This is a genomic window from Paractinoplanes rishiriensis, from assembly GCF_016862375.1.
GTDB lineage: Bacteria > Actinomycetota > Actinomycetes > Mycobacteriales > Micromonosporaceae > Actinoplanes > Actinoplanes rishiriensis.
The window spans coordinates 79013-104095 of record NZ_BOMV01000060.1; the positions used below are offsets into that span (position 1 = coordinate 79013).

Annotated in this window: 30 protein-coding genes and 1 riboswitch; of the genes, 18 read left to right on the forward strand and 12 right to left on the reverse strand. The window is 70.7% G+C overall.

Going from position 1 to position 25083, the window contains the following annotated elements; translation table 11 throughout:
* The first annotated feature begins 18 nt into the window (after nucleotides 1-18).
* Genes Ari01nite_RS28125 through Ari01nite_RS28135 form a run of 3 tightly spaced genes read left to right on the forward strand, consistent with a single transcriptional unit; the run spans nucleotide 19 to nucleotide 2228 of the window.
* Nucleotides 19-549: a SigE family RNA polymerase sigma factor gene (locus tag Ari01nite_RS28125; RefSeq protein WP_203785205.1), complete on the forward strand. Its 531-nt coding sequence runs from the start codon at nucleotides 19-21 to the stop codon at nucleotides 547-549.
* A complete protein-coding gene (locus Ari01nite_RS28130; protein ID WP_203785206.1) occupies nucleotides 533-1573 on the forward strand; it encodes a hypothetical protein in 1041 nt (346 codons plus the stop codon). Before Ari01nite_RS28125 ends, Ari01nite_RS28130 begins: the two co-directional genes overlap by 17 nt.
* A 16-nt stretch (nucleotides 1574-1589) precedes the next feature.
* Complete coding sequence (locus Ari01nite_RS28135; protein WP_203785207.1) at nucleotides 1590-2228, forward strand: UbiX family flavin prenyltransferase; 639 nt, start codon at nucleotides 1590-1592, stop codon at nucleotides 2226-2228.
* On the opposite strand, the gene Ari01nite_RS28140 is transcribed toward Ari01nite_RS28135, so the two are convergent.
* Nucleotides 2201-2476: a BldC family transcriptional regulator gene (locus tag Ari01nite_RS28140; RefSeq protein WP_030442123.1), complete on the reverse strand. Its 276-nt coding sequence runs from the start codon at nucleotides 2474-2476 to the stop codon at nucleotides 2201-2203. The genes Ari01nite_RS28135 and Ari01nite_RS28140 overlap by 28 nt on opposite strands.
* A gap of 208 nt (nucleotides 2477-2684) precedes the next feature.
* Between Ari01nite_RS28140 and Ari01nite_RS28145 the strand changes: the two genes are divergently transcribed.
* Together Ari01nite_RS28145 and cds1 are read left to right on the forward strand one after the other, a co-directional pair.
* The gene (locus Ari01nite_RS28145; protein WP_203785208.1) at nucleotides 2685-3134 is read left to right on the forward strand and encodes an Lrp/AsnC family transcriptional regulator; all 450 of its coding nucleotides are present in this window, start codon (nucleotides 2685-2687) and stop codon (nucleotides 3132-3134) included.
* A 5-nt stretch (nucleotides 3135-3139) separates the two neighbouring features.
* Nucleotides 3140-4234, forward strand: a complete 1095-nt coding sequence (gene cds1 / locus Ari01nite_RS28150; RefSeq protein ID WP_239163092.1) for an L-cysteine desulfhydrase Cds1 — start codon at nucleotides 3140-3142, stop codon at nucleotides 4232-4234.
* Here the strand turns inward: cds1 and Ari01nite_RS28155 are convergent.
* From Ari01nite_RS28155 to Ari01nite_RS28165, 3 genes are all read right to left on the reverse strand, one after another.
* Entirely contained in the window at nucleotides 4197-4814 is a 618-nt protein-coding gene (locus tag Ari01nite_RS28155) for a putative glycolipid-binding domain-containing protein (RefSeq protein ID WP_203785210.1), read from the reverse strand. The genes cds1 and Ari01nite_RS28155 overlap by 38 nt on opposite strands.
* Nucleotides 4815-5086: 272 nt before the next feature.
* Nucleotides 5087-6865 carry a DEAD/DEAH box helicase gene (locus Ari01nite_RS28160; RefSeq protein ID WP_203785211.1) on the reverse strand — a complete coding sequence of 593 codons (1779 nt, stop codon included), beginning with the start codon at nucleotides 6863-6865 and terminating at the stop codon, nucleotides 5087-5089.
* A gap of 239 nt (nucleotides 6866-7104) precedes the next feature.
* Nucleotides 7105-7398, reverse strand: coding sequence for a hypothetical protein (locus Ari01nite_RS28165; protein WP_203785212.1), 294 nt, complete (start codon nucleotides 7396-7398; stop codon nucleotides 7105-7107).
* Between the two features lie 838 nt (nucleotides 7399-8236).
* On the opposite strand from Ari01nite_RS28165, the gene Ari01nite_RS28170 reads away from it, so the two are divergent.
* From Ari01nite_RS28170 to Ari01nite_RS28185, 4 genes are read left to right on the forward strand one after another with little or no spacing between them, the layout of a single operon-like run.
* The gene (locus tag Ari01nite_RS28170; protein WP_203785213.1) at nucleotides 8237-8389 is read left to right on the forward strand and encodes a hypothetical protein; all 153 of its coding nucleotides are present in this window, start codon (nucleotides 8237-8239) and stop codon (nucleotides 8387-8389) included.
* A 24-nt stretch (nucleotides 8390-8413) separates the two neighbouring features.
* Nucleotides 8414-8662, forward strand: a complete 249-nt coding sequence (locus Ari01nite_RS28175) for a hypothetical protein (RefSeq protein ID WP_203785214.1) — start codon at nucleotides 8414-8416, stop codon at nucleotides 8660-8662.
* A 9-nt stretch (nucleotides 8663-8671) separates the two neighbouring features.
* Nucleotides 8672-8866: a hypothetical protein gene (locus tag Ari01nite_RS28180; RefSeq protein ID WP_203785215.1), complete on the forward strand. Its 195-nt coding sequence runs from the start codon at nucleotides 8672-8674 to the stop codon at nucleotides 8864-8866.
* Between the two features lie 9 nt (nucleotides 8867-8875).
* Complete coding sequence (locus Ari01nite_RS28185; protein WP_203785216.1) at nucleotides 8876-9472, forward strand: hypothetical protein; 597 nt, start codon at nucleotides 8876-8878, stop codon at nucleotides 9470-9472.
* A gap of 39 nt (nucleotides 9473-9511) precedes the next feature.
* Here Ari01nite_RS28185 and Ari01nite_RS28190 read toward each other — a convergent pair whose 3' ends face one another.
* On the reverse strand, nucleotides 9512-10996 hold the full coding sequence (locus Ari01nite_RS28190) for a C40 family peptidase (RefSeq protein WP_239163093.1): 1485 nt from the start codon (nucleotides 10994-10996) through the stop codon (nucleotides 9512-9514).
* Between the two features lie 372 nt (nucleotides 10997-11368).
* Here Ari01nite_RS28190 and mqnE point away from each other — a divergent pair, with 372 nt between their 5' ends.
* The 8 genes from mqnE (at nucleotide 11369) to Ari01nite_RS28230 (ending at nucleotide 17855) form a co-directional block, all read left to right on the forward strand.
* A complete protein-coding gene (mqnE, locus tag Ari01nite_RS28195; RefSeq protein ID WP_203785218.1) occupies nucleotides 11369-12538 on the forward strand; it encodes an aminofutalosine synthase MqnE in 1170 nt (389 codons plus the stop codon).
* A gap of 26 nt (nucleotides 12539-12564) precedes the next feature.
* A complete protein-coding gene (locus Ari01nite_RS28200; RefSeq protein ID WP_203785219.1) occupies nucleotides 12565-12993 on the forward strand; it encodes a hypothetical protein in 429 nt (142 codons plus the stop codon).
* 10 nt (nucleotides 12994-13003) lie between these two features.
* Nucleotides 13004-13345 carry a DUF4229 domain-containing protein gene (locus Ari01nite_RS28205; RefSeq protein WP_203785220.1) on the forward strand — a complete coding sequence of 114 codons (342 nt, stop codon included), beginning with the start codon at nucleotides 13004-13006 and terminating at the stop codon, nucleotides 13343-13345.
* 64 nt (nucleotides 13346-13409) lie between these two features.
* Nucleotides 13410-13478: riboswitch (cobalamin riboswitch) on the forward strand.
* 111 nt (nucleotides 13479-13589) lie between these two features.
* On the forward strand, nucleotides 13590-14507 hold the full coding sequence (locus tag Ari01nite_RS28210) for an ABC transporter substrate-binding protein (protein ID WP_203785221.1): 918 nt from the start codon (nucleotides 13590-13592) through the stop codon (nucleotides 14505-14507).
* Nucleotides 14504-15604 carry a FecCD family ABC transporter permease gene (locus Ari01nite_RS28215; RefSeq protein ID WP_203785222.1) on the forward strand — a complete coding sequence of 367 codons (1101 nt, stop codon included), beginning with the start codon at nucleotides 14504-14506 and terminating at the stop codon, nucleotides 15602-15604. Before Ari01nite_RS28210 ends, Ari01nite_RS28215 begins: the two co-directional genes overlap by 4 nt.
* Nucleotides 15601-16392, forward strand: coding sequence for an ABC transporter ATP-binding protein (locus Ari01nite_RS28220; RefSeq protein WP_203785223.1), 792 nt, complete (start codon nucleotides 15601-15603; stop codon nucleotides 16390-16392). The genes Ari01nite_RS28215 and Ari01nite_RS28220 overlap by 4 nt, the downstream gene beginning before the upstream one ends.
* Nucleotides 16393-16401: 9 nt before the next feature.
* On the forward strand, nucleotides 16402-17520 hold the full coding sequence (locus Ari01nite_RS28225; protein ID WP_203785224.1) for a WXG100 family type VII secretion target: 1119 nt from the start codon (nucleotides 16402-16404) through the stop codon (nucleotides 17518-17520).
* Between the two features lie 5 nt (nucleotides 17521-17525).
* Entirely contained in the window at nucleotides 17526-17855 is a 330-nt protein-coding gene (locus tag Ari01nite_RS28230) for a hypothetical protein (protein WP_203785225.1), read from the forward strand.
* Nucleotides 17856-18286: 431 nt separating this feature from the next.
* Here Ari01nite_RS28230 and Ari01nite_RS28235 read toward each other — a convergent pair whose 3' ends face one another.
* The 5 genes from Ari01nite_RS28235 to Ari01nite_RS28255 are packed head-to-tail and all read right to left on the reverse strand — an operon-like array spanning nucleotide 18287 to nucleotide 21648.
* Nucleotides 18287-19048, reverse strand: coding sequence for a VOC family protein (locus Ari01nite_RS28235; RefSeq protein ID WP_203785226.1), 762 nt, complete (start codon nucleotides 19046-19048; stop codon nucleotides 18287-18289).
* A 50-nt stretch (nucleotides 19049-19098) separates the two neighbouring features.
* Entirely contained in the window at nucleotides 19099-19839 is a 741-nt protein-coding gene (locus Ari01nite_RS28240; RefSeq protein WP_203785227.1) for an ABC transporter permease, read from the reverse strand.
* Nucleotides 19839-20711 carry an ABC transporter ATP-binding protein gene (locus Ari01nite_RS28245; RefSeq protein WP_203785228.1) on the reverse strand — a complete coding sequence of 291 codons (873 nt, stop codon included), beginning with the start codon at nucleotides 20709-20711 and terminating at the stop codon, nucleotides 19839-19841. The genes Ari01nite_RS28240 and Ari01nite_RS28245 overlap by 1 nt, the downstream gene beginning before the upstream one ends.
* The gene (locus Ari01nite_RS28250) at nucleotides 20708-21019 is read right to left on the reverse strand and encodes a winged helix-turn-helix domain-containing protein (protein WP_203785229.1); all 312 of its coding nucleotides are present in this window, start codon (nucleotides 21017-21019) and stop codon (nucleotides 20708-20710) included. Before Ari01nite_RS28250 ends, Ari01nite_RS28245 begins: the two co-directional genes overlap by 4 nt.
* Nucleotides 21016-21648 carry a transporter gene (locus tag Ari01nite_RS28255; RefSeq protein WP_203785230.1) on the reverse strand — a complete coding sequence of 211 codons (633 nt, stop codon included), beginning with the start codon at nucleotides 21646-21648 and terminating at the stop codon, nucleotides 21016-21018. The genes Ari01nite_RS28250 and Ari01nite_RS28255 overlap by 4 nt, the downstream gene beginning before the upstream one ends.
* A 147-nt stretch (nucleotides 21649-21795) precedes the next feature.
* Here Ari01nite_RS28255 and Ari01nite_RS28260 point away from each other — a divergent pair, with 147 nt between their 5' ends.
* Complete coding sequence (locus tag Ari01nite_RS28260) at nucleotides 21796-22218, forward strand: GNAT family N-acetyltransferase (RefSeq protein WP_203785231.1); 423 nt, start codon at nucleotides 21796-21798, stop codon at nucleotides 22216-22218.
* 71 nt (nucleotides 22219-22289) lie between these two features.
* On the opposite strand, the gene Ari01nite_RS28265 is transcribed toward Ari01nite_RS28260, so the two are convergent.
* Nucleotides 22290-24293, reverse strand: coding sequence for a HelD family protein (locus Ari01nite_RS28265; RefSeq protein WP_203785232.1), 2004 nt, complete (start codon nucleotides 24291-24293; stop codon nucleotides 22290-22292).
* Nucleotides 24294-24740: 447 nt separating this feature from the next.
* Nucleotides 24741-25025, reverse strand: a complete 285-nt coding sequence (locus Ari01nite_RS28270) for a hypothetical protein (protein WP_203785233.1) — start codon at nucleotides 25023-25025, stop codon at nucleotides 24741-24743.
* Nucleotides 25026-25083 lie beyond the last annotated feature (58 nt).

Consider the following 25083-nt stretch of genomic DNA (forward strand, 5'->3'; position numbering starts at 1 on the left):
GGCTTCCGTCTAATCCCCGTGAGCGATAACGAGGCCGAGTTCCGGGAGTTCGTCGCGGCGCGGATGGATGCGCTGCGCGGGCTCGCCTACCTCACGTGCGGCGACTGGCAGGTGGCCGAGGACGCTGTTCTCGGCGCGCTGGCCAAGCTGTACGTGAAGTGGCGCCGGGTCGACAATCCGGACGCGTACGCCCGGACCGCCGTGGTGCGTGCCGCCATCGACGAGACGCGCCGGCCGTGGTGGCGGCGCGAGCACGCGCACAGCCACGCGGCGCTGCCCGACCGTGCGGTGCCGGACGGCACCACCGGCGTCGACGACCGGCTGCATCTGCGGTCCGCGCTCGGCCGGCTGCCGGTCAAGCAGCGGGCCGTGCTGGTGCTGCGGTTTCTCGACGGCCTGAGCGTGCAGCAGACGGCGGCCGCCCTGCGGCTGCCCGAGGGCACGGTCAAGGCGTACACGGCACGCGGCCTCGACGCGCTCCGCCAGATCCTGGGTGTCGACCCGGGCGTCGACGAGCGTCTGGAGGGACGCCATGAAGCAGCTATCTGACCTGCTCAACGAGGCCAAGGCCGAGATGCCGCCGGCCCGCTACGACATTGACGACGTGGTCGCGGCCGGCCGTCGCCGGCGCCGCCGCCGGCAGTCCGGATGGGCCGCTGCCGCCGCCGTGGTCGCGGCGATCGGGATCGGGGTGCCGCTGGCCGCCACCCCGTCGTCCGCCCCGCAGCCTGCCGCGACAAATGGGGCGAAAGCTCCGGAAAAGCTGCGGGAACCGCACTTCACCTTCGCGGCCTACTCTGCCGTCGGGTTCCGCGTCCTCAACCCGACCACCTGGACCCTCGCGGGGGAGACCGCCGAGATCCGTAAAACCGGCCGGGACGGCACCACCGGAGCATTGACCGTCTACCGCCGCGGCGTAGACCCGCTGGCCGGCTACAAGCGCCGCCCCACGGTCACCGGCACCGACCCGATCAAGGGCCGCCCCGCCTCCCTGGTCGACTACGGCGCCGACGACCGCGACCTGCTCTGGGAGTACGCCGACGGCGCGTCCGCGGTGGTGAGGAGCCAGGACGGCGCCATGACCCCGGACGACCTGCGCCGGGTGGCCGAGGCCTTCACCACCGGCACGCCCCGGGAGATCAGGATCGCGTTCCGGCTGGCGAGCATCGACGCCGACTACCGGCTCGTCTCGATCTTCACCGACCCGGGTTCCGGCCTGCGGTCCCAGCTCACCCTGGTGCCGTCGGACGTGGCCGAGGCCCGCCTGGCCGAACCGGGCCGCGGCCGCGCCCCCGGCGAGACCGCCGACAAGACCACGACGGTCGACATCCGGCTCTCCACCGGCGGCCCCGACCTGCTCACCGTGCCCAAGTCGACCGAGTGCGAGGGCCCGGTCTGTTCGGCCCCGGCCAACGGCGGCGACTCGGAACTGGTGGTCATGGGCCGCAAGGTCGATCAGGGCGAGATGCGCAAGGTGCTGTCGGTGGTCGACGTCGCCGACCCCGCCAAGCCGGACACCTGGTGGCCGATCGACACGGCGGTGCCGGCATCCGTGCTGCTCGACGTCGGCTAACGGGCACACTTGAGACATGCGTGAACCATGGGTCGTCGGTGTCTCGGGTGCCTCGGGCACGCCCTACGCGAGGGCCGTGCTCACCGCGCTCCTGGACGCCGGCGAGCCGGTGGATCTGGTCGTCTCCCGGGCCGCCCGGCTCACCCTGCTCGACGAGACCGGCGGTACGGTCCGGGACGCGCACTGGAAGGACGACGTAACCGGCTGGCTGGCCCACGACCTGGGTGACCTGGTCTATTGGCCGGCGGGTGACCTGGCCGCCGGGCCGAGCAGCGGCTCCTACCCGGCGAAGGGGATGGTGGTGGTCCCGGCCAGCACGGCGGCGTGCGCCGGGATCGCCATCGGACTCTCCAAGGACCTGCTGCAGCGGGCCGCCGAGGTCAACCTCAAGGAGCGGCGACGCACCGTGGTGGTACCGCGGGAGACTCCGGTTACCCGCAGTCACCTCGAGCACCTGATCGCCCTGCATGATGCCGGGGCGGTGGTGCTGCCGGCGAGCCCAGGGTTCTATGGCTCAGGGGCGCAGGCGACCGCACAACAACTCGTCGACTTCGTGGCGGGCAAGGTGCTTGACGCGCTCGGCGTACCGCACAATCTTTTTGCCCGGTGGAAGGGTGAGTTGCAGGCTCAGCGCAACCCGTTGGGCGGGCCGTAACCCATGCCCGGGTTGGTCGGACCCGCATTGCGGGGCCGATTAGCAGCGTCGTCCTCCCGCATTTCCTCGACCACGCCATCGCCCTCGAGCAATGCACGGACCTCGGACTCGCGGAACCGGCGGTGGCCACCCGGAGTACGGATGCTGCCGATACGCCCGGCGGCGGCCCAGCGCGTGACCGTTTTCGGGTCGACGCGAAACAGCGCGGCCACCTCACCCGGTGTCAGCAGACGATCTCCAGTGTCCACAACCCCCTCCTCGCGTGGTCTTGGAGCGGCCGTGATCACGGTGAGTGTCGGCGTGCTCGATCGGGACGTAAAGCCATTAGAGCATCGCCCCGGAACCGAGTCCCTGGAATGCGGAAAAAGCCCTAATTGCGACAGTGATCGTTATCCTGCCGCCGATTCGTCGCTACCGGGCGTGAGTAGCTATCTGCCACCCGATTAGGGTCTGGCTATGGACTCCATCGACCTCCGGCTGATCGACCTGCTACGGGAGAATGCCCGTTCGTCGTATGCCGAGCTGGCCCGTAAGGTCGGCCTCTCCGCGCCCGCGGTGCACGAGCGGGTCGGCAAGCTCGAGGCCGCCGGCACCATCCGCGGCTACCGGGCCGACGTCGACCACGACGCGCTGGGGCTCGGCGTCACCGCGCTGATCGGGATCATCGAGGACTCCGGTGCCGACACCGACGACGTGCTGGCCGCGGTCCGGGCCATGCCCGAGGTGGAGAGCTGCTACTTCATGGCCGGCGTGGAGTCCTACCAGCTGACCGTGCGGGTCGGCACGATCGCCGAGCTGGAGCAGCTGATCGTCCGGATCAACCGGACCCCCGGGGTGGCGTCCACCCGGACCGCCATCGCGCTGTCCACGAAATGGGAGAACCGCCCCCAGCCGGGCCTCGGGTGACGAGGGTGGAGCCCCGGGACTGGATCAGCACCGCGATCGCTCTGGTCGAGGCCGACGCCAACCGGTCCGCCGACACCCATCTGCTGCCGTTCCCGCTGCCGGCGAGCTGGGGCATCGACCTCTACCTCAAGGACGAGTCGTCGCACCCCACCGGCTCGCTCAAGCACCGCCTGGCCCGCTCGCTGTTCCTGTACGCGCTGTGCAACGGCTGGATCGGCCCGCACACCGCGATCGTCGAGGCGTCCAGCGGATCGACCGCGGTCAGCGAGGCGTACTTTGCGCGCATGCTGGGCCTGCCGTTCATCGCCGTGATGCCGGCCGCCACCTCGCCCGAGAAGATCTCGCTGATCGAGTTCCAGGGCGGCAAGTGTCACCTGGTCGACGACCCCACCGAGGTGGTGCCGACCGCCCGGCGGCTGGCGGAGGGCCTGGACGGCCACTTCATGGACCAGTTCACATACGCCGAGCGGGCCACCGACTGGCGCGGCAACAACAACATCGCCGAGTCGATCTATCACCAGCTGGCGCTCGAGCCGCACCCCGTACCCGCCTGGATCGTGGTCGGTGCCGGCACCGGCGGCACCAGCGCGACCATCGGCCGGTATGCCCGCTATCGCCGGCTGCACACCAAGCTCTGCGTTGTCGACCCGGAGGGCTCCGCGTTCTGGCAGGCTTACCTTGCCGGCGACTGGAGCGTCGTGACCGGCAAGGGTTCCCGCATCGAGGGCATCGGCCGCCCGCGCGTCGAGCCGTCGTTCCAGCCCGGCGTCGTCGACCGGATGGTGCACGTGCCCGACGCCGCGTCGCTGGCCGCGATGCGTGCCGGCTCCGAGATCCTGGGCCGCCGGGTGGGCGGCTCCACCGGCACCAACCTGTGGGGCGCGTTCGGCATCATCGCCGAGATGCTCGCCGAGGGCCGCACCGGCTCAGTGGTGACGCTGATCTGCGACGGCGGCGAGCGCTACGCCGACACCTATTACGCGGACGACTGGTTGGCCGCCCAGGGCCTGCACCTGCCCCCGTACCTGGCCTCGATCGCCGCGTTCCTGGCGTCCGGGTCACTCACCGCACCGCCCGGGCCAGCCCCGGATAGTCGGTGACGAACCCTTCGTCATCCACCGTGAGATCAGCACTGAACGTCTCACTGGCGTAGCGCACCCGGTGGTCACCGAGCGGCGTGTAGATCTGATCCGCCTGCACCACCTCGAGGCTGGGCAGCAGCACCCAGGCCACGTTCAGCCGGTGCGAGACCCCCGCTTCCGCCTTGAGTAGTTCCAGCCGCCGGATCGGCAGCGTGTTGGTCAGCGGCGACCCACCGAGGTCCACGTCGAACGCCCCGTACAGCAGATCCGGTTCCTCGATGCCCGGCAGTCCCGCCCGCGCATGCCCCGCCGCAGCCAGCGCCGCGTCCAGATTTCCCTGCTCAGCGGTGGTGGCCCGCCATCGTCCCGCGGCCAACTCGAGCCGGATGCTGCGCCGCCACCCGGCACCTTCCGCGGTCACGTCCAGGTGCGCTGTGACCCACCCCGGATCCGTCCGAAGCTCATACCGGCACGTATAGGCAACCGGATCCACCGCGACGGCGGTCCCCCGGGCATAGAGCCCCGCGCGCGTGTCCACCAGCGCCTGCTCGGCCCCGCTTACGTCGACGCGTTCCCAAAACAGCGAATCAGGCAGCATTCCTCTACGTCTACCCGCCCGAAGGTCCTTTCGAAAGCCTTTGGACGTACGGGCGGCGCCGGCTCCACGGTCAACCGCCCGGCTGGCTGCCGTCCCGGCCCCGGTGCCGCAGCTTCCGGGCTGTCCTGCAACGAAAGCCCAAACCAGTCGGGCCCGTTGCCGATGGCAGACTCGAAAGCGGTGGTCGAGCCGCCTAGACCGGCGGGGCTCCGGGGACGGAGGAGCCGAAAGCCCCGGCACACCAGGTGTGCCGGGGCTTTCGGGTAGATCTGTCAGTAGGTGCGGGCGGGGCGGGCGCCGAAGCGGCCCGCGGTGCCCTCGCGGCGGTCGTTGCGCTGGTTGTCGCGGCGGAAGCCGGTGGTGCGCTCGCCGTTGCGCGGGGCGCGGTCGCGATCGCCGCGCGGGCGGTCGACGGCCGGCCGGTCGCTGGTCGGGCGGTCCCCGGTCGGGCGGTCGCCGTAGGAGCGCTGCGGGCGGTCCTCGTACGTACGCTGCGGCCGGTCGTCGAACGAACGCTGCGGGCGGTCGTCGAACGAACGCTGCGGGCGGTCGTCAAACGAACGCTGCGGGCGGCCCTCGAAGGAGCGACGCTCGCCGCCGTAGCTGCGCTGCGGACGGTCACCGAAGGAGCGGTCACTACCCGTACGGTCGCCACGCGGGCGGTCACCGTACGTGCGCTGCGGCCGGTCACCGTACGAACGCTGCGGCCGGTCGCCGAAGCGACCCCGCGGGCGCTCGCGGCGCGGCTCGGGCTCCTCCACGACGGGCACGCCGCTCGGCTCACGGGCGCCGGTGACCTCGGCGAGCTTCTCGTCGCCGAGACGCACCCGGACCTCGGCCGGAGCCACGCCGGCCCGGCCCATCATCGCCTGGGTGCTGCGGCGCTGCTTGGGCAGCACCAGCGTGACCACCGCGCCCGACTCGCCGGCCCGGGCGGTGCGACCGGCCCGGTGCAGGTAGTCCTTCGGGTCCTTGGGCGGGTCCACGTGCACGACCAGCGAGATGCCGTCGACGTGGATGCCCCGGGCCGCGACGTCCGTGGCAACCAGGACGTTGGTGCGGCCCTCCTTGAACTCGGCGAGCGTGCGGGTGCGTACCCGCTGGGTCTTGCCGCCGTGCAGCGCGCCGGCCCGGACACCCACCGCCGCAAGCTGCTCCACCAGGCGGTCGACGCCCATCTGGGTGCGGGCGAAGACGATGGTCTTGCCGGCCCGGTTGGCGATCGCCGCGGTGATCGGGAACTTCTCCTGCGGCGGGATCAGCAGCAGGTGGTGGTCCATGGTGGACACGCTCGCCTCGGCGGGCGCCGTGGAGTGCGTGACCGGGTCGTGCATGAACCGCTTGACCAGCATGTCGACGTCACCGTCGAGAGTGGCCGAAAAGAGCAGGCGCTGCGCGTTCTCGGGCGTCTTGGCCAGCAACTCGGTGACCTCGGGCAGGAAGCCCATGTCGGCCATCTGGTCGGCCTCGTCGAGCACCGTGATCTCGACGTCGTCGAGCTTGCACGCGCCGCGCTCGATCAGGTCGGCGAGCCGGCCCGGGGTGGCGACCATGACCTCGACGCCGCGCCGCAGCGCATCCATCTGCCGGTCGTACGGCACACCGCCGACCGAGGTCTTGAGGAAGACGCCGACCGACCGGCCGAGCGGCTGGAGCGCGTCGGCCACCTGCATGGCCAGCTCGCGGGTCGGCACCAGGATCAGCGCCTTGGGGTGGTGCGGCCGGGCACGGCCACCGGCGGCGACGCGGGCGAGCAGCGGCAGGCCGAACGCCAGGGTCTTGCCGGAGCCGGTCTGGCCGCGGCCGAGCACGTCCCGGCCGGCCAGCGCATCCGGGATGGTCGCGGCCTGGATCTCGAACGGGGTGGTGAGGCCCTCGCGGGTCAGCACCCGCACGAGCTCGGCGGGCAGTCCCAGGTCGGCAAAGCTGGTCGCCGCGGCCGGCGTGGTGTCCGGGTCAGCTTCCGTGTCAGTTTCAGTGACGGGGATCTCAACGGGCGAGGGGGTTTCGAAGACGGACGGGAACGTGCTGGGATCAGCGAAAGTGGTCAAGAGAACCTCTCTACGGGGGCGCATGCTCGCGAATGGCCCGCCGCGGCTGCCGTGAGCCGGCCGCTGAAATGACCGCAAGAACGCCCGTGGCACGCTTCGTAAAGGCGCGCCGCTTGAACAACTGTCATAAGTGTACGGCTCAACGTTTGGTGCGCCGACCGCATTCCGCGCCGGTAGTGGGCAGGCTCACCCATCGGCGCAACCTCGCCAGGATAGGCCGTGGTGCTCTGTCCGACAAATCAGTTGAACATGCCCTCGATCATTTCGCGGAACGCGTCGCCCGCGGTCAGCAGGAAGACAACGCTGACGGTCACCAGCAACCCCAGCACCACCAGCATCGCGATGGCGACCTTGAGGTTGCTGCGCCGCCGGTCAACGATCTCATCGCGCCAGCCCTGGGCCAGGATATGCCCGGTCAGCGACCCGGAGTTTTCCACCGCGTTGGTGGACACCGGCATGGTGGTGTCGATGGTCGCGTAGCCGCCGGTTCCGTACAGCGTGCCGGCCTGCCCACGCTGCTGCGGTACCGCCATCGTGGCCGCGGGATCCTCCGCGGCGGGGACGGCGGTCGGCGCCGTAGTCGGACCGAACGGCTGAGTAGCAGGAGCCGGTCCGCCGAACCCGTACGGGTGCGTGGGCGGCGCGCCGGCCGGCCGATTCCCGGCCGCGGGCGGCACGGTGTACGCCGGAAGCCCACCCGCCGCGATGGTCGGCGGCGGCGGGACGAGCGGCTGCGGCGGCCCCGGGATCGGGCTTGGTCCCGGCGGGGGTCCCGGCACCGGGCTGGGCGACGGCCCCGGCGGAACGGGGGAAGGACCGGGCCCCGGCGGTACGGGCGACGGCCCAGGACCGGGCGGTACCGGCGATGGCCCGGGTCCCGGCGGAACCGGTGATGGTCCGGGTGGCGGCGGGCTCGGCACCGGCCCCGGCGGCCCGGGTGGCGTCGGCCCGGGTGGCGTCGGCCCGGGCGCCGGCTCCGGGGTCGGGCTGGGCGCCGGGAACGGCCCGGGCTGCGGAGTCGGCAGCGGCGGCGACGGTTCGAACGGCTTCGGCTCACCGGGCCGAGGCTCCGGCTTCGGCTCACCGGGTCTGGCCGGCGGGACCGGGACCGGACGCGGCGGCTCCGGCTCGGACGGTTCCGGCTCGGTGGGCTCGGGCTGCGCAGGCTCCGGGTCACCGGGTGGTGGGTCGCTGGGCCGTGAGTCGCTGGGCTTGGGCTCGGCTGGTTTCGGCTGGGTGGGCGCGGGGTCGGCGGGCTTGGCGTCGGCGGGCTTGGCGTCGGCGGGCTTGGCGTCGGCAGGCTTGGGGTCGGCAGGCTTGGGGTCGGCAGGCTTGGGGTCGGCGGGCTCGAGTGGGGCTGGCTCGGGGTCGGTGGCGCCCTTGGCATCGGCCGGGGTGACCGAGGCCGGGGTGACCGAGGCCGGGGTGACCGAAGCCGAGCCGATCGAGGCCGAGCCGATCGAGGTCGACGAGACCGCCGGCTTGGCGACCGCCTCGGGGTGCTCCGACTTCCGCCCGTCGTAGAGCTTCGCGGGCCCACTGGGCCAGGTGGCCGCCCGAACCGCAGCCGGATCCGGCACGACCGCGCCCGGCACGGTAGCCCGCGCAGCCCCTGCGCCGGGCGTGGCGGGCAGCTGGCGAGACGAGCCGTCGACCCGCTCCGGCACCGGAACCGAGCCACTCACCGACCCGGGCCCACCGGAAACAGGCGCAGACGCGCTGACCGGCCCCGAGGCAGCCGGCATGCCGGACACGGACGCCGATGCGCTGACCGTCCCGGGCCGGGCCGTGCCGTAGGTGGCCGGCTTGCCCGACACGGGAGCCGAAGCCCCAGCCGATCCCGAGCCGGCCGGCGTTCCCGACACCGGCGCCGACCCGCTGATCGATCCGGGCGTGCTGGAGCCCGATTCGGCCGGTTTGCCGGGAACCGCGGCGGGGGTGCTGACCGAGGCCGAGCCCTGGGGCCGGGCCTTACCAGTGGGCCGAGCCCCGTTGGAATGATCTTTGCCGGTGTCCGAGGCGGACGAATCGACCGGCGTCGCCTCCTTGGAGCCGCCGCCCGAGGCTGAGCCTGAGCCGCCGACCGAGGCTGAGCCGCCGACCGAGGCTGAGCCGCCGACCGAGGCTGAGCCTGAGCCGCCGCCCGAGGCTGAGCCGGAGCCGTTGACCGAGGCTGAGCCCACGCCGTTGACCGAGGCCGACCCCTTCGGACGCCCCTTCACGGTCGACGGCAAGTCGGATTTAAGCGACTTGTCGCGGCGAGCGAGGTCGGCCGGGGAAGCGGTGGCAGCGGCCTTGGCGGCGCCGTTGGGTGTGGAGGTGCTGGCTTCGCTCTTTGCTGCTTCCGGGTCGGCCTCATCGCGGTCGGCGGGGGTGGCCCAGAGGGCACCCGGGGCCGGTGGCGGCGGAGGAGCGTACGCCTCCTGGTCGTCACCGGTCGTCGGCTTGCCGCCGGTGCCGCCCGGTGTCGCCTGCCGCTCGTCCATGAACCCTCCCGACCGCCGCGTGCCGAACGTTTCGGACGTCGGGCGTCTGCTTTACCGTGCCATATCCGTGCTCGTCAGCGCACCCGGCATCAACCCGGCCACCCACGTGACCGGTCCGTAACCACCGGAAAGGCGATCTTTTGCCGCCCGGTAGGAGGCGTCAGTTGGCGGACGAGGACGAGGACGAGGCAGACCCGGTCTGCGATGCTCCGGCCGAACTCGAGCTGGCCGTGCCGGAGCCGTTGCCGCTCGGCGTCGCGGTGGTCGGTTCGGAGCTGTTCGGCGGCGCGCTGGTGGGCACCGCCGTGGTCGGCTCGGGGGCCGTGGTGGTCGGTTCCGGATCCGGCGGCGTGGTGGTCGGCGGAGGCGGCGAGGACGACGGAGGCGTGCTCGGCGGTGTGGTGGGCGGTGTGGTCGGTGGCGTGCTCGGCGTCGACGGTGTCGTCGGCGGGGTGGTCGGCTTGCTGGTGGGCGGCGTCGTCCCGGGGTTGGACGGCGGCGTCGTGGTGGCAGGCGGCGGCGTCGTGGACGGGCCGGGCGTCGGCTCCGGGTCGGGGGCGCCCAGGTCGGGACCCTCGGTGATGCCCTCGACCGAGCCGAACACGCGGGTGGCCTGGAAGAGCCTGGTCCAGCGGACCGGGACGAGCCGGACGTTGAGGCCGCTGCGCGGTGCCTCGACCATCATGCCGTTGCCGGCGTACATGGCTACGTGGTGGATGCCGCGCCAGCTGTTGGAGTAGCTGAAGAACAGCAGGTCACCGGGGAGCAGCGAGTATCGGTCGACGACCTTGTTGATGGTCTGGAGGTATTGGTCGCGGGAGACCCGCTGGAGCGGGAACCCGACCCGGCGGTACGCCATGTACATGAGACCGGAGCAGTCGTACTGGTCGGGGCCCTCCTCGGACCACACGTACGGGTCGCCGCGCTGCGCCACGGCGTACTGCAGGGCCTGGAGCGCGCGCGGGTCGGCGCCGCGACCGGCCTCGGCGCCGGCCAGGTATTGCGCGCCGAGCCGGCTGTCGGCGGCGGTCTCGGAGGTCTCGGCCGCGGTCAGCTCGTCGGCGTGCCGGAGCTCGAGCGCCTGCTGAGCCGCCTGTTTCTTGCTGAGCTGCAGGTTGGCCTTGTTGTATTTGTCGACCAGCTCGTCGTAGCGCTGGCGGGCCAGGGTCTCCTCGCCGAGGGCGACCTGGACGGCGGACTGCGCGGCCACCAGCGTGCGGGCCACGGCCTCCTGCGAGTTGCCGCTGCCGCGCTGGAGGCGGGCCAGGTCTTCGAGGCCGGAGAGGCCGGTCTGGTATGAGCCGGGCGGCAGCGAGGCGGCCTCGCGCATCGACTGGGCCGCGGCGTCGGCGGCCCTGGTCTGCGCCTCCTGGAGGACCGCGTTGGCCTGGCTGTGCTTGAGCTGGGCGGCGGCGTGCTGGTCGCGTGCCAGGTCACGGTCCTGGCCGAGCACGATGAGCTGGTCGCCGAGGGTGGCGATCTCGGCCCGGCCCTTTTCAATCTTTTGCAGTACGGGGCTGAGCGCCACCCCGGTGAGGCCGGGTGTCGGGCTCGGGGTGCTGCCGGGCGACTGGCCCGGCAGGGTCAGCGTGCCGAGCGGGATCGGCCGGGAGCCGACGTCGGGCACCGCGGGAATGGCCGGCACCTGCGGCACGCTCGGCGCGGCGAAGGCTGGAACCGGGTTGAACAGAGCCGCGATGGCCGCGGTGGCGGCAGCAGAGTACGCCGCAGGTCGCCACCAGGGCGGCGCTGCGTGTGCTCCTCCAGTTCCGGCTCGGTGCCTTCCCGTCGACATGTGCTCCCCGTCCGCGCTCGGTGATCACCCGGTCGCTTGTCGTCCCCCTAACTGAATACCTCACCCTTGACACGCATGTCGATCGATCGGAGATGAAAGATGTCTGGGAATTCTGAAGATTTTTCTGCTACCCGATCGTGACCTGCACCGCCTTGGACCCGGCGGTCGTGTTCTTGTCAGGGGTGGGACGTACGCTCGACGGCGAGGATGGAAGGGGTCTCCATGGATGCCGGACTGAAGCGTGAGCTCGAGGCCAAGGTCTATGCGGGTGAGCGGCTGACCCGCGAGGACGGCGTCGCACTGTACGACTCCGACGACCTGGCCTGGCTCGGCAAGCTGGCCCATCACCAGCGCACCGAGATGAACGGTGACCGCGTGATGTTCAACGTCAACCGGCACCTCAACCTCACGAACGTGTGCTCGGCCAGCTGCGCGTACTGCTCCTTCCAGCGCAAGCCCGGCGAGAAAGACGCGTACACGATGCGCATCGACGAGGCCGTCCGCAAGGCCAAGGAGATGGAGGACGAGCAGCTCACCGAGTTGCACATCGTGAACGGTCTGCACCCGACCCTGCCCTGGCGCTACTACCCCAAGGTGCTGCGCGAGCTCAAGGCGGCACTGCCCAATGTCAAGCTCAAGTGCTTCACGGCCACCGAGGTGCAGTGGTTCGAAAAGATCAGCGGCCTGCCGGCGTCCGAGATCCTCGACGAGCTGATGGACGCCGGGCTCGAGTCGCTGACCGGGGGCGGCGCCGAGATCTTCGACTGGGAGGTCCGGCAGCACATCGTCGACCACGCCTGCCACTGGGAGGACTGGTCGCGCATCCACCGGCTGGCCCACGAAAAGGGCATGAAGACCCCGGCCACCATGCTGTACGGCCACATCGAGGAGCGCCGGCACCGGGTCGACCACGTCATGCGGCTGCGCGAGCTACAGGACGAGACCGGCGGCTTCGCGGTCTTCATCCCGCTGCGCTACCAGCACGACTTCGTCGACTCCAAAGACGGCAAGGTCCGCAACCGGATCCAGGAGCGCACCACGATGGCGGCGCCGGCCGAGTCGCTCAAGACGTTCGCGGTGTCCCGCCTCATGTTCGACAACGTGCCGCACGTCAAGTGCTTCTGGGTCATGCACGGCCTGTCGGTGGCCCAGCTCTCGCTCAACTTCGGGGTCGACGACCTGGACGGCTCGGTCGTCGAATACAAGATCACTCATGACGCCGACTCGTACGGCACGCCCACCACCATGCACCGCGACGACCTGCTCAACCTGATCTGGGACGCGGGTTTCCAGCCGGTCGAGCGCAACACGCGCTACGAGGTGGTCCGGGAGTATGACAAGGCGCCCTCACTCGCCGACCGGCGCAGCGAGCCGCAGCAGGTCTGGGCGTAGGGGCACGGCGTACCCTCTCAGGTGTCATGACCGAGACGAAGAGTGAGCGGCGCCCTCGCCGCGACCCCAGTGGACGCCTGGCCACCATCGGCGATCTGCTCGGCACCGCGCTGGCCGGCCTGGTGATCGGCGTCGTCCTGCTGCTGATCTTCGAGTCCATCCTGGCGCTGACCCGGGTCGCGTCGTTCGGCAACACCAGCGGCTGGATCATCATGATTCTGCCGTTGTGGCTGTTCACCGAGGAGTTCCGGGCGGTGGGCTGGGGCGCGCACCGGATTGTGGTGGCCGCCCTGGCCGCCGGCTTCGGGGTGGCCGTGGGGATGACCGTCGCCGGTCTGGTTGCGCCGATCTTCCCCGCGCTGGTGAGCGGTTTCGTCGGCGCCGGCGCCTGCACGCTGGTGTATTGCCTGATCTGGTTCTACGGCCTCCGGTGGCTGAGCCAACGCGCGGGTTAGGAAGAGATAGATGAGTCCGTACCTCAAGTACACGCTGGGCCGGCTGGCCCTGTTCGTGATCGTGTTTGTGCTGCTCCAGCCGCTCCCGCTGAACATACTGGTGAGCGCGATGGTGGCTCTGCTGATCTCGGCCGTGCTGTCCTACTTCCTGCTGGCCCGCTGGCGCAACGAGATGAGCGACCGCCTGGCCGCCTCGGCGAGCCGCCGCAGCGCCGAAAAGGAGCGCCTGCGTGCCGCCCTGGCCGGCGACGAGGACGCGGTGGCCGCGGGCGACCGCGCCGCCCAGCCCGCGCCGGAGGCGACAACGGAGGCGGCCCAGGTCGACGACAAGAAGGTCGACGAAAAGAAGTAGGCGAATCCCGCGCCGATCCGGTCGGCGGCGTGGGATAGCGTGCGAGAGACCGCGTCCCAGCGAAGCCGGTGCGAATCCGGCGCTGTCCCGCAACTGTGATGCCTCCCGACGAGAAATGGGAGGACCAGCCAGGTCGCCTGGGCGCCGGTCGCGACGTAGCGCTCTCGGGGAGGGGCGCCTCGCGGACGGGCCCGGAGGTCCTGTCGGCGAAGCACCACCGCAGCCGAGCCGACCGGAGGACCCCATGAAACGCGTGCTCACCGCGGCGGTCGCCGCCGCCCTGTTGTTTGTTGCCACCGCGTGTGGCAGTGCCGACGAACCCGAGACGACCGCCTCGGCCGGCGCCGCCTACCCGGTCACGGTCGGCAAGGTGACCCTGACCGAGCGGCCGCAGCGGATCGTCTCGCTGTCGCCCACCACCACCGAGATGCTGTATGCGATCGGGGCCGGGCCGCAGGTCGCCGCGGTCGACGACCAGTCCAACTTCCCGGCCGACGCGCCCAAGACCGACCTGTCCGGGTTCAAGCCGAACGCCGAGGCCATCGCCGCCAAGAACCCCGACCTCGTGGTGCTCTCCACCGACAGCGACAAGATCGTGTCGCAGCTGGAGCAGCTGAAGATCCCGGTCTTCATTGTTCCGGCCGCGACCACCATGGACGACACCTACCGCGAGATCACCGAACTGGGCACGCTCACCGACCACCGGGCCGAGGCCGAGGCGCTGACCAAGCAGATGGCCGCCGACATCGACAAAATCGTCAAGTCGGTGCCGGCCCGTGGCAAGCCGCTCAGCTACTACTACGAACTCGGTCCGGAGCTGTACACGCTCACCTCGAAGACGTTCGTCGGCTCGATCTTCGCGATGTTCGGGATGACCAACGTGGCCGACCCGGCGGACGCCGACGGCAGCAAGTTCGGCTACCCGCAGCTGTCGCCGGAGGCGCTGGTCAAGGCCAACCCGGACACCGTCTTCCTGGCCGACACCAAGTGCTGCAACCAGTCGCCGCAGACCGTCTCGGCCCGCCAGGGGTGGGGCGCGGTGACCGCGGTCAAGGCCGGGCAGATCTACCCGCTCGACGACGACATCGCTTCGCGGTGGGGCCCCCGTACGGTCGATCTTGTGCAGTCGGTGGCAGACGCGGTGGCCAAGGTCCCGGCGTGACCACCGGCCTCCGCACGGGCCGGCCGGAGGCCGATCGGCCGAAGGCCCGGGCCGGGGTGCGACCCGCCGGGCTGCGACCGGTCTGGCTCGTCGGAGGCGTGGTCGCGGTGCTGATCGCGATGGTGGCCGGCCTGGCCCTGGGCCCGGTCGGCCTGCCACCCGCGGCGGTCGCGGCCGAACTGCTCAACCTGATCCCCGGAGTGCACCTGGACAGCGGCCTCACCGAGCGGGAGATCGCGATCGTCACCGAGCTGCGGCTGCCGCGGGTGGTGCTGGGCCTGCTGGTCGGCGCGATGCTGGCGACGGCCGGCGCGGCGTTCCAGGGCGTGTTCCGCAACCCGCTGGCCGACCCGCACTTGCTCGGCGTCGCGGCCGGCGCCGGCCTGGGTGTCACCGCGGTGGTGGCCGTACGCTCCGCCGACGCCACCGGCGGACAGCCGCTCGGGGTGCCAGTCGCCGCGTTCGTCGGTGCGCTGATCGCGGTGGCGTTGACCTGGCTGCTCGGCGCGGCCGGCGGTCGCGACCGGTCGCCGGCCACGCTCATCCTGGCCGGGGTCGCGGTGTCGTCGTTCCTGGCCGCCGCGCAGACCTACCTCATGCAGCAGCACATGGACACGCTGCGCGAGATCTATTCCTGGCTGCTCGGCCGGCTGTCCACCGCCGGCTGGCACGACGTCCTGCTGATTTTGCCGTACGCCGCGGTGACCGGTGCGATCATGCTGTTCCAGCGGCGCGAACTCGACGTGCTCACGGTCGGTGACGAGGAGGCGACCGGCCTCGGCCTGCACCCGCAGCGCAGCCGCTACATCCTGATCATTGCGGCGTCGCTGGCCACCGCCGCGGCCGTCTCGGTGTCCGGCCTGATCGGCTTCGTCGGCCTCATCGTGCCGCACACCATGCGCCTGCTGGCCGGTTCCAGCTATCGCTCGATCCTGCCGCTGTCGGTGCTGTTCGGCGGCGCCTTCCTGGCGCTGGCCGACCTGCTGGCCCGCACCGCCGGTGGCCAGGCGGAGATTCCGATCGGGGTGGTGACGGCCTTTTTCGGCGCGCCGTTCTTCATCGTCGTGCTGCGCACCACCCGGGCGGCCGCGTCGTGAGCCAGGCCATTGCCGTCAAGGCTTTGCGGGTACGCCTGGACGAGACGTTGATCGTGGACGGCGTCGACCTGGACGTGGCGACCGGCGAGTGGGTGACCGTGATCGGCCCGAACGGTGCCGGCAAGTCCACCGCCCTGCGCGCGATCGGCGGCCTGGTTCCCTTCGACGGCACCGTGGAGTTGAACGGTGTCCCGGTCGACCGCCTGCCCCGCCGGGAACGGGCCAAGACGATCGCCGGCGTCGCGCAGAACCCGGTCGTCCCGCCCGCCATGCGCGTCTTCGACTACACCCTGCTGGGGCGTACCCCCTATGTCCCCCCACTCGGCCGCGAGTCGGCCGCCGACCTCGAGATGGTCGATGAGGTGCTGGCCGCGCTCGACCTGTCCCGGTTCGCGAGCCGCCGCCTCGACACCCTCTCCGGCGGCGAGCGCCAACGCGTCTTCCTGGCCCGGGCCCTGGCCCAGGGCGCCCGCATCCTGCTGCTGGACGAGCCCACCAGCGCCCTGGACATCGGCCACCAGCAGGAGGTGCTCGAACTCGTCGACCACCTGCGCGCCGAACGCGGCCTCACGGTCCTCGCGACCATGCACGACCTGTCCACGGCCGGCGAGTACGCGGACCGCATGGTGCTGCTGGCCGCCGGCCGGGTGGTGGCCGCGGGCCCGCCGCGCGAGGTGCTGACCGAGGCCAACCTGGCAACGCACTACCGGGTCCGGGTCCGGGTGGTGGAGGGCGAACACGGCCCGCTCGTGGTCCCGGTCCGCGGACGCGTTGACCGCTCTGCTTAGCGTGGAACGGTGGACCCGCCACCATGGTCGGGTGTCTGGCTGGCCGAAGACATCGAGCTGATCGCCCAGGGCGTCCGCGACCGCAGCTGGGTCGACGGCGGCCTGGGCGCGGTGAGTGCGGGCCTGGACGCGCTGGCCCTGGTGTCGGACCCGCTCGGTGGCCTGCTGCAGTACGGCATCGCGTGGCTGATCGAGCACGTCAAGCCCCTGTCCGAGGCTCTCGACTGGCTGGCCGGCGACCCGGCGGCGATCGCCGGGCACGCGCAGGTATGGCGCAACGTGGCGGCGACGATGCGGGCCGAGTCGGACGAGCTGGCCCGGGCGGTCCGTTTCGATCTGAGCGAATGGCAGGGCGCGGCGTCCGACGCGTACCGGATCTGGATCGACAATCGCGACCAGGCGCTCGAGGCTCTCGGCCGGGCAGCCGGCACGATGGCGGAGATGACCGAGGGCGCCGGCCTGCTGATCGCCTCGGTCCGGACGATGGTCCGCGACGCGATCGCGACCGTGGTGTCCCGGCTGATCGTGTACGCCGTCGAGCTGGGCGCCACGATGGGTTTCGCGACGCCACTGGTGGTCGAGCAGGTGGCCACGTTGTGCGCATCGTGGGCGGCGCGGATCGGGCGCTGGCTGCGGGATCTGATCGGCAGTCTGCGCAATCTCGGGTCGCTCGTCCGGCAGCTCGGGGAGGCTGTTCAGGATCTGGTCGCCCGTCTTCGCTCCACCCCCGACGAGGTCGGCCTGCTGCGTCAGGGCGACGGCATCGCCCGCAACGGAGTCAAAATCTTGATGACCAGGCAGAACGTGCTTACCGTCGCGGCGAAGTACGGAATCGACATGCACGGGGTGAGCTTCACGCTTGACAAGCTTCGCCGCGGCTCCGGTTCGGGCAAGGAGTTGTACGGCGTCACCCTGCCGAATGGCTCGATCACGCTGGCTCGCGACGCGTTCGTCGACGAGGAACAGTTGGCACGCACCTTGGCGCACGAGAGGTTCCACCTCGACGAGTTGCACAGTGGGTTGCCGTATCCCTGGGACGATGTGGCACGCGAGGCCTATGAGCGGCGGGCGTACGCCTTTGAGAAGAAATGGTGGCGGGAGCACAAGCACCTGCTCGAAGCGGAGTGAGCCTGATGCCCGAGATGACGGAGTCGCAGCGGTACTGGGAGACGTGGTTCGACGCCTTCACCAGGATTCGTGACGCCTGGCCCGCCCCGGTCGATGTGCCCTGTCCGGACGGCGACGGCGGCAAGCTCCGGATCACCTACACCGGCGATCCGGAGGATCGGATCGGCTTCGCGACGTTATGGTGCGACGTCGGCCGTAACGGCATTTTCCTGCATCGGGTGGGTATCCCGTCCGGCGCGCCGATGCTGAGCTTCGACGCGACGGACGAGGAGCGGGCCGAACAAATCCCGGCTGGCATCCGGCTGATTCCGGAGGATCCCTATACCGCGGATTAGACAGCTTCCGGGGTCGTGGTCCGCGCGACCCAGCTCATGCCTTTGGTCACGGAACCGGTGACGTTCGCGCCACCGGTCCGCAACCAGCCGGCGGTGGTCCGCCTTTCGCCGAGCTCAGCCCACGTGGGTGGTCAGGTTCCGGCCACATGACGCCACTTCGGACCGATATTCCCGAAAGGCACCAACGCCACGACCGGGGTGCGCGTGTCGCTGCCGGCACAGAGTCCCGGATCGCGGCAGTCATCCTGAGCAGTGGATGACTGCCGCGATCCGGGATAGCTCACGGCGCAAGTTCGCTTATCGCCCATTCCGCCCGCCGACAGCAGATCTTGTGGAATCGCTGTCCCGCCGGAACACGAACTCCACATGATCGGGCTGGGCCAGGACTGCCGCCGAACCGGAGTCGCGCGGACCTCGAACCTGGAAGTTCTCTAGCGGTTGCTGGCCAGGATTGAGAACACGCCGCCCTGTGGATCGGCCAGCACCGCGTACCGGCCGATCGGCAAGCTGGTTGGTGGCTGCATCACTCGGCCGCCCAGGGCGACCGCGTGTTCGGTGGAGCGGTCCGTGTCGTGCACCGCGAAATACACCATCCAGTGGGCCGGGGTGTCGATCGGCCAGGTGTCGCCGACCATCGACTGGAGGCCGCAGATCGCGGTTTCGCTCAGCTTGGCGACGATGTAGGGCAGGCCGACCATCTCGCTGTTGCGGAACGCCCAGCCGAACACCGCGGCGTAGAACGCGCAGGCGCCGTCCAGATCTCTGGTGTTCAGTTCGTTCCAGGTCAGCGCGCCGGGCACGTCGAACAGGGCCGCGCCGCGCATCGAGCCTGCCTGCCAGACGCTGAACGGGGCGCCGGACGGGTCGAGGAAGGCTGCCATCCGGCCCTGGTCCATCACGTCGAACGGGGCTACCAGGACCTTGCCGCCGGCGGCCGTCACGCGGGCGGCCACCGCGTCGGCGCTGTCGGTGGCGATGTACGTGCTCCACGCCGTTGGCTGGCCCTCACCGAAAAGTGGGCCGGCCCCGGCCACTGGGAGTCCGTTGAGCAGAAACGTCGTGTACCCGCCGTACTCCTCGCCGGAGATGTCGGCCGTCCAGCCGAACAGAGCGGTGTAGAAACGCTTCGCTTCCTCGAGATCGGCAGTTCCCAGATCAACCCATGCGGGAGAGCCGGGCGTCGATGCGCTCATGTGCGCATCGTTCCATTGCCTACCTTTCGATGGGCTTAAGTGTCATGGTTCTAGCTGAATCGACGACCCTCGTCCCGTCGATAGGCCCATGTCGCAACGGCACCTAGCACGACAATCCAGGCAACCAGCGACCCTGCGGAACCGAGCTCCAACGGATAGTCACCGACGGCTGCCCACATGAGCCGGACCGCGGCGCCGGTCGGCAGATAGGGCGCCATCGCTTCGATGAAACCGGGTGCGCCGCCGGGCGCCGACATCAGGCCGCCGCCGAACGCGAGCGGGAAGAACAGCACCTGGGCCACCACGATCGCGGCCTTCTGCGGCAGCGAGTAGCCGATCGCGAGTCCCATCAGGATGAACGGCACCGCGATCACGACCGTCGCGCCGATCGCGAGCAGCATCGCCGGCGGGCTGAGCGTGGCCGGGGTGAACAGCGCGGCGATCAGCACCACCGGCAGCAGCGCGAACACCATCAGGGCCAGCCCGGCGAGCAACCGGCCGGCGAACCGGGGGAGGGCGCCGGCCGGCAGGGTGCGGACGAACGGCTCCCACGGCTGCGCCCGATCTTCGGCGACTCCGATCCCGTACTGGAAAAGGTTTGTGCTCATCACCGCGAATGTGATCATCGAGGCGGTGGCGTAGGTGGCGAACTGCGCGTCGTCGCCGACCCAGGGCACCACGAAGGCGAGCATCGACGCGGCGGGCCAGAACGCGCTGCCGATCACCGCGATCGGGATCCGGAAGGTCTCGATCATCTGGATCTTGGCGTGGGTGAGGGCGAGCGACGACATCAGGACCTCCGGCTGGTCAGGGTGAGGAAGGCTTCCTCGAGCGAGGTGGGGCGGATCTCCAGGTCGGTGAACGGCACCTCGGCCGCCACCAGATCCCGGACCAGGCGGTCGGCGTCCGGCGTGAGCAGGTGCGTCCGGTCACCCTCACGATCAACACCGGCTACGCCGGCCAACCGCGGCAGGGGTACGGGTGAAGCCAGGCTCACCCGGCGGATCGCGACGAGACCGCGGACCGCAGCGACCGAGTCGTCGGCGAGCACCCGGCCACCCCCGATCACCACCACCCGCCGGGCGAGCGCCTCCACCTCTTCCAGGTAGTGGCTGGTCAGCAGCACCGTGCCGCCGCCCGCGTGGAACGCCCGGATGCCGTCCCACAGCGCCCGCCGGGCCTCCACGTCGAGTCCCGTGGTCGGCTCGTCGAGCAGCACGATCCGCGGCTTGCCGACGAAGGACAGGGCCACGGCCAGCCGCCGCTTCTCGCCGCCGGACAGGCCACCGGTCTGCCGGCGGACCAGATCGGACAGCCCGAACTGGTCGAGCAACTCGGCCCGGCCCATCGGGTCGGGGAAGTGTGCGCGTACGAAATCCACCACCTCGCCGACGCGCAGCGAGGCGGGCACCCCGGTCTCCTGCGGGGTGACGCCCAGCAACCGGCGGCTGGCCGGCCGGCGCGGGTCGCCACCACCCAGCTCGACCCGGCCGGAGGTGGGCCGGCGGATGCCGGTCAGCAGGCTGAGCAGCGTGCTCTTGCCGGCGCCGTTGGGACCGAGCAGGCCGACCAGCTCGCCGGCGGAGATCTCGAGGTTGACGTGGTCGAGCGCGAGGGTGCTGCCGTAGCTGCGGCTGACGTCGATCGCGCGGGCCAGGATCATGTTTTCTCCCGTGGGTCCAGCAGAGCACGCAGTGCCGCCGTGTAGTCGTCGAAGGCGAGCCGGCCACGTCTGGTGAGCCGGACCAGGGTGGCCGGGGTGCGGCCGTGATGGGTCTTGGTGACCTCGACGTATCCGGCGTCCTCGAGCTTGCGCAGGTGCACCGAGAGGTTGCCGGCGGTCATCCGCAGCTCGTCCTGCAGCCGTGGGAAGGCGATCTTGTCGTGGTCGTTGAGGATCGACAGGGCGGACACCACCCGCAGCCGGGCCTGGGCGTGAATCACCGGGTCGAGTTCGGCGCCGTCGGTCATCGCAGCCTCATCCAGCCGATCACCCCGGCCGCGATCATGGCGCCGCCACCGCCGACCGCGACGATCAGCGAGTGCCAGCCGGGTCCGGCGATGATGCCGGCCACGTTCACCAGGCTCGTCCAGGCGCCGAGGATGAACAGGTTGCGGTCGTTCCAGATCGCGCCGCCGGCCATGTGCAGCGCGCCGGTCAGCGCCACCATGCCGCCGGCCCAGAGCAGTCCGAGCTGTTCATTCGGCATGTCGCCGCTGAACTGGGCAAACAGGGCGGACAGTCCGGAGTAGGCGATGGACCAGGTCAGGCCGTACATCAATCCCTGGCGGCTGGTCGGCCCGGCCATCTGCCGGCTGGAGCGGCTGCCGGCGACGCCGGTGATGATGCCGGCGACGATGAACAGCGTCATCAGGGCGACCAGCGGGAGCCAGTCGGGCAGGTCGACGAAGACCCGCCCGTCCGGCCCGAACCGCAGGAAGAACAGCCCGAATCCGATCAGCCAGGCGAACCCCCACGGCCAGAGCATCAGCCGCGGGTCGGGGGTGAGCGAGCGGGCGAGGTTGGCCCGCTCGCGCTCGATCAGGGCGAGCGACTCGGCCGGGTCCAGAGGCGGGGCGTCGTCGTCGGTAGGTGTCATGCAAAGAACTTTACCGTATAAAGTCAAAGAGGTTTGTGCCATAAAGTTGACGGGGGGTGGTGGGGGCCGGCCCGGTGGGTCGGTGCGGCTTTCCGGGTGGTGGAAAAGCGGTCGGCCGTACGGGTGGAAGCGTCCTAGGCTCGTCGCATGGGGGAGGTTGTGTTGCGGGCGGCGGGGGTCGACGAGTTCGGGGCGGTGCTGGCGTTCTGGCACACGGCGGCCGAGAACGGACATCGGCCGGCCGACACTGTGGACGCTGTGCTGGCGCTGCACCGGCGCGATCCCGAGGCGCTGATCGTCGCGGTCGACGGCGACGAGATCATCGGAACGATCATCGTGGGCTGGGACGGCTGGCGGTGTCACCTCTACCGGCTCGCGGTGCGCCCGGACCGGCGACGCGAGGGCCTGGGCCGGCGGTTGATCGCAGCGGCCGAGGAACGTTTCTGGGCGTTCGGCGGTGGCCGGGCCGACGCCATGGTCCTCGACGACAACGCGGACGCGCACGGTGTGTGGGCCGCCAGCGGCTACGCCGCCCAACCGGAGTGGTCGCGCTGGGTCAAACCGCTCTGAAGACCGGGCCCGTCCCCTGGCCGCACGCGCCGCGGCACTCGAACCCGGGCGCCGCGGCGCTGATCCCGTGCCTAGCCGAGCGGAGCCGGTAGCGGCTTCGCGTGCAGCACCGACAGCCGGGAGACGGCGCGGGTGAGCACCACGTACAGGCGATTCAGGCCGCGCGGCTCGGCGGCGACGATGTCCGCCGGTTCGTGCACGATCACGTGGTCGTACTCGAGACCCTTGGCGACCGTGGCCGGCACCACCGTGACGCGCGCCTCGGCCTCGACGTCGTCGGGCGTCGCGTGCTCGATGCCCGCGGCCGTGAGGTGCCCCTGCAGCCGCTCCACCGCCGAGTCGGCCGCGATCAACGCCACCGAACCCTCGTGCTCCAGCGCCGCGGTCACCTCGACCAGGGTGGCGCTGTCCAGTTCGGACGGATCGGGCACCGCGATGATCGCCAGGTCACCGTCGCGGCGCAGCGAAACCGCCTCGGGCACGCGCACCGCAAGCGCCGGCAGCAGGCGGTTGGCCAGGGCCACCACGGCCGCGGGCACCCGGAAGCCGATCGTCAGCGGCACCACCGACGCGGCCGGCTTACCCAGGTGGCCGAGGGTGTCCCGCCAGTCCGCGGCGGCCCACGGTGCGGTGCCCTGCGCCAGGTCGCCGAGCAGGGTGATCGAGCCGTGCTCGCTGCGCCGCGCGATCGCCCGGGCCTGCATCGGGGAAAGGTCCTGCGCCTCGTCCACCACCACGTGACCGAAGCTGGTCTCGCGTTCGAGCAGGCCGGCCACCTCGTCGATCAGGAGCTGGTCGGCGGCGCTGAACCGGGCCGCCTTGACGGTGCGCGGAGGTTTGACCCAGCGGATCGCCTCCTGCTCCTCGGCGGTCAGGATGCCCTCGGCCACCGACGGATCGGTCAGCACCTCGACCACCAGGCCCTCCGCGGTCACCGCCGGCCAGGCCGCGTCGAGGAACTCGGTGACCGGCGCGACCTTGCCCATCCGGCGCAGCCAGGGTTCGCCCGGCGAGTTTCCGGTGCGGTATTCGGACTGCCGCTGGAGCAGCCCCACCACCCGGGCGCGCACCCGTTCGCGCCCGATCGCGTACGGCAAATGCTCTCGCCTTGCCTCGTCGACGATCCGCCGCAGCGGCTCCGGGTCGATCCGCCAGCGGTACGAGCCGTCCGGAACCATGATCGGCTCGGTCGGCTTGGCCAGTTTCCGCCAGAGCGCCCTGCGCAGCACCTCGGCCATCCGCACATCGTGTTTCACCAGCGTCGCCGCCTCGCTGTCGGCGGCACGGACCGGCTGCCGGTCAATCAACCCGTCGACGGTTGACTGCTGCACTTCAACTTCGCCAAGAGCAGGCAAAACCGCAGAGATGTACGAGAGGAAGGCCGTGTTCGGCCCGACGATCAGGACGCCCGAGCGCCGCAGCCGTTCCCGGTGCAGATAGAGCAGGTAGGCGGCCCGGTGCAGGCCCACGGCGGTCTTACCGGTGCCCGGCGCTCCCTGCACGCAGATCGAGTCGGTCAGCTCCGCGCGTACCAGCTCATCCTGTTCGGGTTGAATGGTGGCCACGATGTCGCGCATCGGCCCGACGCGGGGCCGCTCGATCTCGGCGGTCAGGATGCGGCTGCTGGTGCCGAGCTCCTCGCCGCGGTCCAGGTGCTCGTCCTCGAAGCTGGTCAGCTCACCCCGGACAAAGCCGAACCGGCGCCGGGTGCCGACGCCCTGCGGATCACGGACGCTGGCCCGGTAGAACAGGCGGGACAGCGGCGCCCGCCAGTCGAGCACCATCGGTTCGCCGGCGTCGTCGACCACGTGCCGGCGCCCGACGTGATACGACGAGTCGTCGAAGTCGAGCCGCCCGAAGAACAGCGGTGTACCAGGGTCGTCGGCCAGTTCGGCCACCCGGCGCGCCATGTGCCGGCCGAGCTGCTCGGCGGTATAGGCGTCCCCGGCAACCTTGTCACCCACGCCGAACAGGGCTTCCGCCCGATCCCGCATGCGCCGCAGGGCAGCCCGCGACTCGGTCAGATGATGTCGTTCGGCGGCAAGTTCGTTGTCGAGATCGATTGTTTCGGGCACGGGGTCATCCTCGGCAGTCCGTCGCAGGCTGCTCGCGTATCCGGGACCGGCACGGCGGTCACCGGCGCGGGGGACGTCCGCTGCGGTGCATGCTCACCACGGCCGTCAAGCGGTCCTCCACACTACGCCCGCCCCACCACCTGTCCAGCGATTTACGAACCTTGTCCGTCGTAGAGGATCTCCCCGCGCAGCGGTAGCGCCGGCGGCGAGTCGGGCGTAGAAGTCGGTGCTCGCGCCGTCATGTCTCTGGCCCGCCGCGACGAGCCAGTGGCGGAGGTCAGCGCTCGGTCCGTCGATCCACACCGCGCCGCGCCAACGCTGAATCTTGGCCTTGAACAGCACAAGGTCATCGATGGCAGCGATGCGCTCGGGTGCGGTCCGGGAGATTGAGATCTTCGCGGAGGCATCGCAGGGTGGGGCGGGCGGGCGGACGGCATGGCTGTGGATCTAGTCCTTCTCCTCGGCTGCACCGCCGAGTCGGTCGAGTTGGTCCCGGCTAAGGCCGCTCAGCAGGGCGACCCTGGAGGCGCGGGTGTCGTCGAGTGGGTGCATCAGGTTGCGCATGCGACGCCGCATCTCGTCGCGCCGCGCGTCGAGGTAAAACTGAACTGCCTCGACGACCAGGTCCTTCTTGGTCATGCCGAGGAAATTCGCGCCGCTGGCGATCAGTTCGTCAACCGCCGGATCGACCTTGAGTGGCGCCTGCCGGCGGGGCGTGCTGGATGTCGCCATCATGACCTCCTCGGTACCGAAAGCACCTCGGGTACCTCATCGGGTGCCCCTGATTTGT

What these genes read in the sequence shown, in the direction of transcription:
- Ari01nite_RS28130 (WP_203785206.1), top strand. Translation starts at nt 533, where the DNA reads ATGAAGCAGCTATCTGACCTGCTCAACGAGGCCAAGGCCGAGATGCCG.
- Ari01nite_RS28135 (WP_203785207.1), top strand. Translation starts at nt 1,590, where the DNA reads ATGCGTGAACCATGGGTCGTCGGTGTCTCGGGTGCCTCGGGCACGCCC.
- Ari01nite_RS28145 (WP_203785208.1), top strand. Translation starts at nt 2,685, where the DNA reads ATGGACTCCATCGACCTCCGGCTGATCGACCTGCTACGGGAGAATGCC.
- Ari01nite_RS28155 (WP_203785210.1), bottom strand. Translation starts at nt 4,814, where the DNA reads ATGCTGCCTGATTCGCTGTTTTGGGAACGCGTCGACGTAAGCGGGGCC.
- Ari01nite_RS28165 (WP_203785212.1), bottom strand. Translation starts at nt 7,398, where the DNA reads ATGGCGGTACCGCAGCAGCGTGGGCAGGCCGGCACGCTGTACGGAACC.
- mqnE (WP_203785218.1), top strand. Translation starts at nt 11,369, where the DNA reads ATGGATGCCGGACTGAAGCGTGAGCTCGAGGCCAAGGTCTATGCGGGT.
- Ari01nite_RS28200 (WP_203785219.1), top strand. Translation starts at nt 12,565, where the DNA reads ATGACCGAGACGAAGAGTGAGCGGCGCCCTCGCCGCGACCCCAGTGGA.
- Ari01nite_RS28205 (WP_203785220.1), top strand. Translation starts at nt 13,004, where the DNA reads ATGAGTCCGTACCTCAAGTACACGCTGGGCCGGCTGGCCCTGTTCGTG.
- Ari01nite_RS28210 (WP_203785221.1), top strand. Translation starts at nt 13,590, where the DNA reads ATGAAACGCGTGCTCACCGCGGCGGTCGCCGCCGCCCTGTTGTTTGTT.
- Ari01nite_RS28230 (WP_203785225.1), top strand. Translation starts at nt 17,526, where the DNA reads ATGCCCGAGATGACGGAGTCGCAGCGGTACTGGGAGACGTGGTTCGAC.
- Ari01nite_RS28235 (WP_203785226.1), bottom strand. Translation starts at nt 19,048, where the DNA reads ATGAGCGCATCGACGCCCGGCTCTCCCGCATGGGTTGATCTGGGAACT.
- Ari01nite_RS28240 (WP_203785227.1), bottom strand. Translation starts at nt 19,839, where the DNA reads ATGTCGTCGCTCGCCCTCACCCACGCCAAGATCCAGATGATCGAGACC.
- Ari01nite_RS28245 (WP_203785228.1), bottom strand. Translation starts at nt 20,711, where the DNA reads ATGATCCTGGCCCGCGCGATCGACGTCAGCCGCAGCTACGGCAGCACC.
- Ari01nite_RS28250 (WP_203785229.1), bottom strand. Translation starts at nt 21,019, where the DNA reads ATGACCGACGGCGCCGAACTCGACCCGGTGATTCACGCCCAGGCCCGG.
- Ari01nite_RS28255 (WP_203785230.1), bottom strand. Translation starts at nt 21,648, where the DNA reads ATGACACCTACCGACGACGACGCCCCGCCTCTGGACCCGGCCGAGTCG.
- Ari01nite_RS28260 (WP_203785231.1), top strand. Translation starts at nt 21,796, where the DNA reads ATGGGGGAGGTTGTGTTGCGGGCGGCGGGGGTCGACGAGTTCGGGGCG.
- Ari01nite_RS28270 (WP_203785233.1), bottom strand. Translation starts at nt 25,025, where the DNA reads ATGGCGACATCCAGCACGCCCCGCCGGCAGGCGCCACTCAAGGTCGAT.